Raw genomic sequence first — 7,811 nt, forward strand, 5'->3', positions numbered from 1 at the left:
TGACTAATACTACAGGCGGTGCTGCCACCTTATATGCATGGGTCGATCATGATGCTGATGGGCAATTTCAAGCAGATGAAATGACCTCAGTTGCTGTGCCTGATGGCACTAATAATGCCAATGTGACATTAAATTGGACAAATATATCCGGTAGTACAGGTGGTGGTGTGGGTGCGAGTGCCGTTCGCTTACGCTTAACCACCGATGATTTAAATATCACTCAACCTGATAATGTAGGTACAGCAGATGTAGATGAAAGAGCACTCGGTGGAGCGAGTGACGGTGAGGTAGAAGATCATCATCATAAAGTGACGTTCCATTTACTTATTCAACAAAATGCGGGAGTCATTGAATATCGTATTGAAGGTCATACTAGTAATCTTGATACGATTGGTGTGTTTGAAAATAAATACGGTATCGGCAATGTTACTTATGATGTGTTAGTGCCTACCGATGATATTACTACTGACTTTACTTTAACAGATTATCAAATGGTGCTGTATCAGCATGATAGATCTAATAGTACCAGTAATGATAGTGTGGCTGAAATAGATGCATTAATCGCCTATCGTAACCAAGGTGGTATTTTATTAACGATTGTTGAAGGTGGCAAATTCACTGATTCAACAGAGCGACTTAACGCCTATATTCTTCAACAAATGGGATTCCCTGGCGCTGCAGCGACCGCATTCGCTGGTTATAACGGGGGAAATATGCTGCCTTCGTTCCATCCTTCAACGTCTGCGGGTGCATTGGTACAAACAACGCCAGTGCAGACAACAGGCTCATTATCAACCGTGACAGGTATCGATCATCGTAATGTATTGTATACCTTACCAACCGTAGGCGATTCGTGTAATAACGTGGATGCAATGGCGTGGTTAATTCCCTATAACCCGACATCTACAGGGGGGTATTCTTTCCCTAAAGGCCAAGTGGGACCATATATAGGCTCAGGTGAACGTCAATTCTTCTTTACACCTAGTTATTGGAGCCATAATGCTGCGGTGTATCAGGAGGTTGCTGACTTTGCTTATGATTATTATGAAGATGCGACTGCATTTAATGCTCGTAATAATTGGCTAAATGATACGAGTAACGTTAACTCTCGCTGCCCTTTGGTTGAAGTCGATTTTGGTGATGCACCTGATACCAGTGTGGCTCAAGCTACCAATAATTATTCAACCGCCTATCAATTTAATGGCCCTCGTCATACAAACAATGGTGAGTTGTATTTAGGCGATGCACCGACATTAGAAACCGATGCATTTGTATCGACCAATGCTGAAGGCGATGTAGACGATGGTGTTACTTTAAGCCCTGCCTTTAGTGGTGAAAATACCTACACTGTCACCGTTAATGCGACCAATGATAAATCGACTGATGCAAATTTAGTGGCGTGGTTTGATTTCAATCGCAACGGTCAATTTGAGGCATCAGAAGGGATCACCCAAGTGGTGCCTGCCAATACCACCGCAACAGATTACCCCCTTACCTTTAATTTGGCTGGCACGCTTGTTAATAGCACCACTTACTATGCACGTTTCCGTATTACAACTGATGCCATTGATACCAATAGTGAGCTTGGTTCAGCTAGTGATGGTGAAGTTGAGGATTACAAAATTGTCGGGGTTCAAGGGGGTATTTATGACGGTGGTGATGCGCCCGATTCTTACATGACATCATTTGCCAGTGGTGGTCCTTACCATGTTGCAACCAGTAATTTATATCTTGGAACAGAAGAGCCTGATATTGATTCTCCGACCGCTAGTGCAAATGCTGATAGTGATGATTTAACCGCAACTGACGATGAAGATGGATTAGCTTTTAATACTCTGGTTGTGGGTGCAACCAGCTTTAGCATTACTGCCAATGTGTTTAATAACAGTGGCAATACAGCTGATGTGATTGTATGGGTCGATTGGGATCGTAGTGGAACCTTTGATGCCAGCGAAGCGCAAAGTCAAACCGGATTAGCCAGTAATAATACTGCAACAGATGTTGTACTGACATGGCCAATCATTAATGCCACGGTGGGTAATTATGCTATTCGTGCGCGCTTAATGCCAAGTAGTGATGGTATCACAGCCAACGATGCGGGTGGTTATGCGTCAAAAGGTGAAGTTGAAGACTATATCATTGGTGTCGCCGATGGTGACTATGGTGATGCGCCAGCGAGTTATGGTAGTGCATCACATGGTATTAATAATGATGTAGTGCAATTAGGTAGTGTTATTGACTACGAAAATACCGATTGGGGCAATGGTATTGATGATAACGGCAATGCCAGCGATGACGATACTATTGGAGATCCAATTAACGGTGTCGATGATGAAGATGGTATTGCTGTTGTACCGATGATTGATGTTACTGATACAAGCTATTCATTAACGATTGCGGCAACTAATGATCACCCAACGCAAGATGCCTATTTACATGTTTGGCTAGACAGCGATGGAAGCGGTAGCTTTGATGTTGATGAATATCAAACCGCCACTATTTCAGCGGGTATAGGAGCAACAACTGAAAATATCACTTGGTCGGGGTTATCTGGATTAACCACAGGTACACGCTATGTTCGTGCGCGTATTACCACTGATAGCTTAACCACAGGAGCGACGGGGAGCGATCAAGATACCCGCGCTATTGGCGTAGCTAGCGATGGTGAAGTGGAAGATTACCCTGTTAGCTTTACTTATGAACACCCTAGTATTGCTAGTCCATCAACAACAGATACAGATAAAGACGGCATTACTGATGATATTGATATTGATGATGATAACGACGGTATTTTAGATACTGTTGAAGGGTATGTATGTTCGAATACCCCGATATTTGAAAGTGCTTGGGACATAAAAGTATATCAAGGTGGTAGTGGTCCGAATTGTGGTGATCAATTAGGTATTGCATCTGTCTCTGAAATAGCATCTGGCACGATGAATGAGTTCCCTGGAGAATTAAAAGTTGATTGGTATAACGGTGGAGCATCAACTTTACTGGCAACATTAAATAGCAATGGCGGTAATGTTACAGGAAGTAATCCAACGGGTTCGCATTGGATCGTTCGTCATGAACATACTTTTAATGCAGGAGAGGTAGGTCTTTATGACCTTTTACCATCAGGTACAACACACGATAGTAAGATGGGAATCAAGGTTGCTCAAAATGGGACAGAAACCTTACTGTTCTGTACTGCTGCATGGACATCACCTTCACCTGGTGTTAGCAATATTCAATTTGATGAGGGTGATAAGTTACGACTTTATATCAATGAATATGCGGGCGGAAATCAAGGGTTAACCATTAATTTAGGTGGTGCATCAGGTCAAACGTATTGTACATCACCTTCATCTATTGATCCTGATGGCGATGGAATACCTAATCACCTCGATCTTGACAGTGATAACGATGGCATACCCGATAATCTCGAAGCTCAGGCTACTTCTAGCTATATTCCTCCAAGTAATGAAAGTCATCTAATTACCGATATTGATCAGGATGGTTTGGATGATGCCTATGATGCAGATACGGGCAATATAAATGGAACGGTTAGCGTTGGTTTAATTCCGGTTAATAGTGATAGTTTAGGTGAGACAGACACCTTAGATACGGATTCAGATAATACAGAAACCGATGATACTGATGAGGCAAGTTTTACGCTGTCAGGGATCGATAGCAATTTGGATGGTATTGATGATGCGATCCTGCCGCCACCTTCATCGACAGAATGGGGGCGCGTTAACTTCGTTGTTGATACGACTATCACATCGCCTGCTGGTTTCTTGAATCGTTATCCATCCTATAATAATGTAGAAGTCGATTGGCGAACGTCGCTCATGCCAGATCATGGCGATGCCCCTTCACCGTATCAAGAGGCCAGCCATGGTACATCATTAGCCGCTGAACAAACTTATCTTGGTATGGAAAAACCAGATGGTGACAGTGGCTCATGGGGTGACGGTACAGATTTATCATTAATAGCAAAAGACGATGATACACCGGGCGATCCTGTTGGTGGCGTGAATGATGAAGATGGGGTTCAGTTTGTTAAACTACTGGATTCCGATACAAGTTATCAGCTTGATATTGTGGCGACCAATACGCTAGGTACTGACAGTTATCTCTATGCGTGGATTGATTGGGATAAGAATAACCGCTTTGATAAAGATGAGTTGATTGATGAAGGGGTGATCACTGTAAGTGATGGCACAAATGCTCAGCCACAAGTGGTGACATGGCCTTCATTATCAGGACTGACTAACGGTAACTATTACCTCCGCATTCGTATTACTTCTGATGTACTCCTTGATAGTGCCATGGGTAGCGAGGAAGATCCGCGCTCCTTTGGTGCTGCCACTAATGGTGAGGTGGAAGATCATCGTATTGTGGTTGGTGACGTTGATTTTGGTGACGCACTGGATGAATACAAAACAGCCTTTGCTACCAATGGGGCTTATCATGTTATTACCCCTGATTTGTATTTAGGTGATCAAGTTGCAGATAGTGAAGTTGATGCAACGCCCGATATATTGGCTCGTAGCGATGATGCCAATACCAGCCCAGATGATGAAGACGGCATCAATATATTACTGCCTGTTGCGATAGGAGATGCAACCTATAGCGTGATTATTGAAGCGACGAATAATACGGGTGTTGAAGCAAACCTTTGGGCATGGGTCGATTTTAATCAAGATAATCAATTTGATGCGAGTGAAGCGCAATATAAACCAGTCCCAACAGGAACTGAACAAGGGCAATTTACCCTCGAATGGACAGGATTAAGTGGGGTGACATTAGCGCCTCATCGTATGAGTTATATTCGTGTGCGCTTAACCACTGATACATTAACCGCAACCGATTGGATGGGAGGTGCCATAGATGGTGAAGTTGAGGATTATCTGCTCGCAATCGGGTTAGGTGATTTAGGGGATGCACCTGAAAGTTACGGAACAGATCGCGTGGATGCCGCAGGAGAAGGCGTTGGACCGTTACACATTGTTGAATTAGCCCCAGTGGTTTATCTCGGTGCGGTCGCCCCTGATGACGAGGCTGATGGCTTTGTTGATGGTATCGATAATAGTGGCGATGCAACAGACGATGATGCGGTGAGTGGTGATGAAGATGGTGTGACGATTCCGACAGTAATCAATGCACAACCGAGTATTCCAGTGCAATTGACGACACGTGTACACACTGATGCTAATGCGACCTTATATGGTTGGATAGACTTTGATCGTGATGGTGTCTTTGATTCAGCAACAGAAGCCGCAATACCGATTGCCTTAACTTCGGCTGATGATGATACCAATAAGCAATTGACGTTTGATGTTCCAAGCGATGTCTTAGCGGGTATTAGTTATTTACGGGTACGTATTTGCCGCGATACTTCTGACTGTTCTACGCCACATGGACTTGCCAATGATGGTGAAGTGGAAGATCACCAAGTCACGCTAGATGTTGAATACGATTATGGTGATGCCCCTGAAAGTGCAGGCTTCATGACCCTAGAAGCCAATGGTGGACCGCGTCACGCAACAGGAAGTCCTTATATTTACCTTGGTAATGTGGCGGGTGATGCTGATAGTGATGGCTTTGGTGATGGCAGCGATGATAACGGTAATGCCAGTGATGATGACACCAAAGGTGTCACACCGAGTGATGAAGATGCCTTTACATCCATACTTGTATATGCTCGAGGCTCTGGCACATTAACCTTGGATGTGGTGTGTAATGATCATGATGGTATCACTGACTTAGACGCGACCGTGTATGGCTGGATCGACTTCAATGTTAATGGTGATGTTTCAGAGTCAGGCGAGTTCAGTTCTGCTCCTTGTAATGATACTGATGCGACATCTGATGGAGCGTCGAGTTTAACCTTTACTGTTGCTGATGACGCTGGTAGTGGCGAGTTGTATGTCCGGTTACGTATTACGACTAATGTATTGACGCAAAACGAGATAAATAGCCAAGCCTCGAATGGTGAAATTGAAGATCACTTAATTTCAACTCAAGATTATGGCGATGCCCCAATGAGTTATGCGGCGGCTGGCATGGCAAGCCACTACGTACGCAGTAATTACATTGGTGTCGGCGTTGATGTCGATGAGACCCATTATACAACGACGGATGGCGATAATTTAGCCGTCAGTAGTGGTGGTAATGGTGATGATGAAAGCGGTTCAACCATTACCTTATATAATCAGATCCAAAGTACCGGTTTGAACATAGTGGGTTCAAACATTGAATTGGATGCTACTCATGATGGTTACGTGTCAGTCTGGACAGACTGGAATAATGATGGTGATTGGAATGATAGTGGTGAGCAATCTATTAATGATATGGCGGTAGTAGCTGGGAATAATATTTTACCGATACCTGCGTCGAGTTCGACCTCGGGGACCGAATTCTGGACTCGAACTCGTTACTGCACCAATAGTGGTAACTGTAACACTATCAATGGGATTGCTGATGATGGTGAGGTTGAAGATAACCTGATTGCCTTGACTGACCTCAGCTGTTTATCGCTAGGGACTCAATTTACTATGGTGTCGACTGCCGACTCTTATGTTGATAATGCGACTAATGAGATCATTATTACACGAGATTTAACTAGTCAAAAAGGGGCATTCTGGACCACGGATAAGTTTAATTTATCTGAATCCTTTAGGTTACGTTTTGGTATTTATTTAGGAAGCAATAATGCGGGTGCAGATGGCGTCACCTTTACTTTACAAAATGTGCCTAATGGGAATCAAGCGATTGGTATACAGGGAGGAGGATTAGGTGCTCTGGGCTTAAATCCTGCAGTAACCGTCGATTTTGATACCTTTAATAATGGTGCGAATTACCTTGATATTGTAAATGATCATACAACGATTTATGACCCTGCATCAGTACCATTTACGCTTATCGGTACCACTACTCATGATTTAGGTAATATAGAAGATGGTCAATATCACGAAGTTATCTTTGATTGGGACCCAACAACGACTACATTTACTTATTACTTTGATGGGAACTTAAAAGAATCGCTAAATCGTGATTTTATTACCGATGATTTTAATGGTGATAGTAATGTTTATTATGGCTTCACCGGTGCAACAGGAGGGTTTAAGAACCTTCAGAAAGTCTGTATTTTAGAGCAAACAATTACCTTTAGTGAATATGATTTTGGTGATGCGCCAGATAATAGTAATGGTATTGATACTGATAATTACAATACTCGTAAAGATGATAATGGCGCGATGCACATGCGTTACGACAGTAATGATAATGGTCAAGTGGACATTACATTAGGCACTGAATGGGATACTGATGATGGTACCTTACAGAACCCCGCCGCTACTGCTGATGATATAACGAATACCCCGAATGATGAAGATGGCGTCACGTTGAATACAACGATGAAACCAGGAACCAATGAAAATGTCACGATCTCAACTACGCTTGATCCTGGCTCTGATTTAACTACTGTTAATGTCTACGCTTGGATTGATTGGAACCGTAATGGTGATTGGAGTGATACTGATGAGCAAATTATCAGTGCTGCAGCGGTTACAGCGAACACCGGATTAACATATCCAGTGACGGTTCCTGCTGGTGCTAGTATGGGGTATACCTATATGCGAGTACGAGTCTGCTCTGGTACTGAATGTAATACCCCTGTAGGTGAAGCGCCAAATGGCGAAGTGGAAGATTACCGTATCTTTATATCTGACTTGGTTACAACAGCAACGTGTGATCAGCTCTATGTAACGAAAGCGGTTACGGATCCTAATTATACTCTGACGGCTGTTACTCCTGTACAG

Annotated in this window: 1 protein-coding gene; it reads left to right on the plus strand. The window is 43.3% G+C overall.

The genetic code is table 11. From position 1 onward, the window contains the following. Window positions 1-7,811: L-type lectin domain-containing protein (locus PAND9192_RS19905; protein ID WP_234999230.1), on the plus strand; the 7,811-nt coding region annotated here is incomplete at both ends.

Origin of the sequence: Photobacterium andalusiense (assembly GCF_900185625.1) — a bacterium.
Lineage (GTDB): Bacteria > Pseudomonadota > Gammaproteobacteria > Enterobacterales > Vibrionaceae > Photobacterium > Photobacterium aquimaris.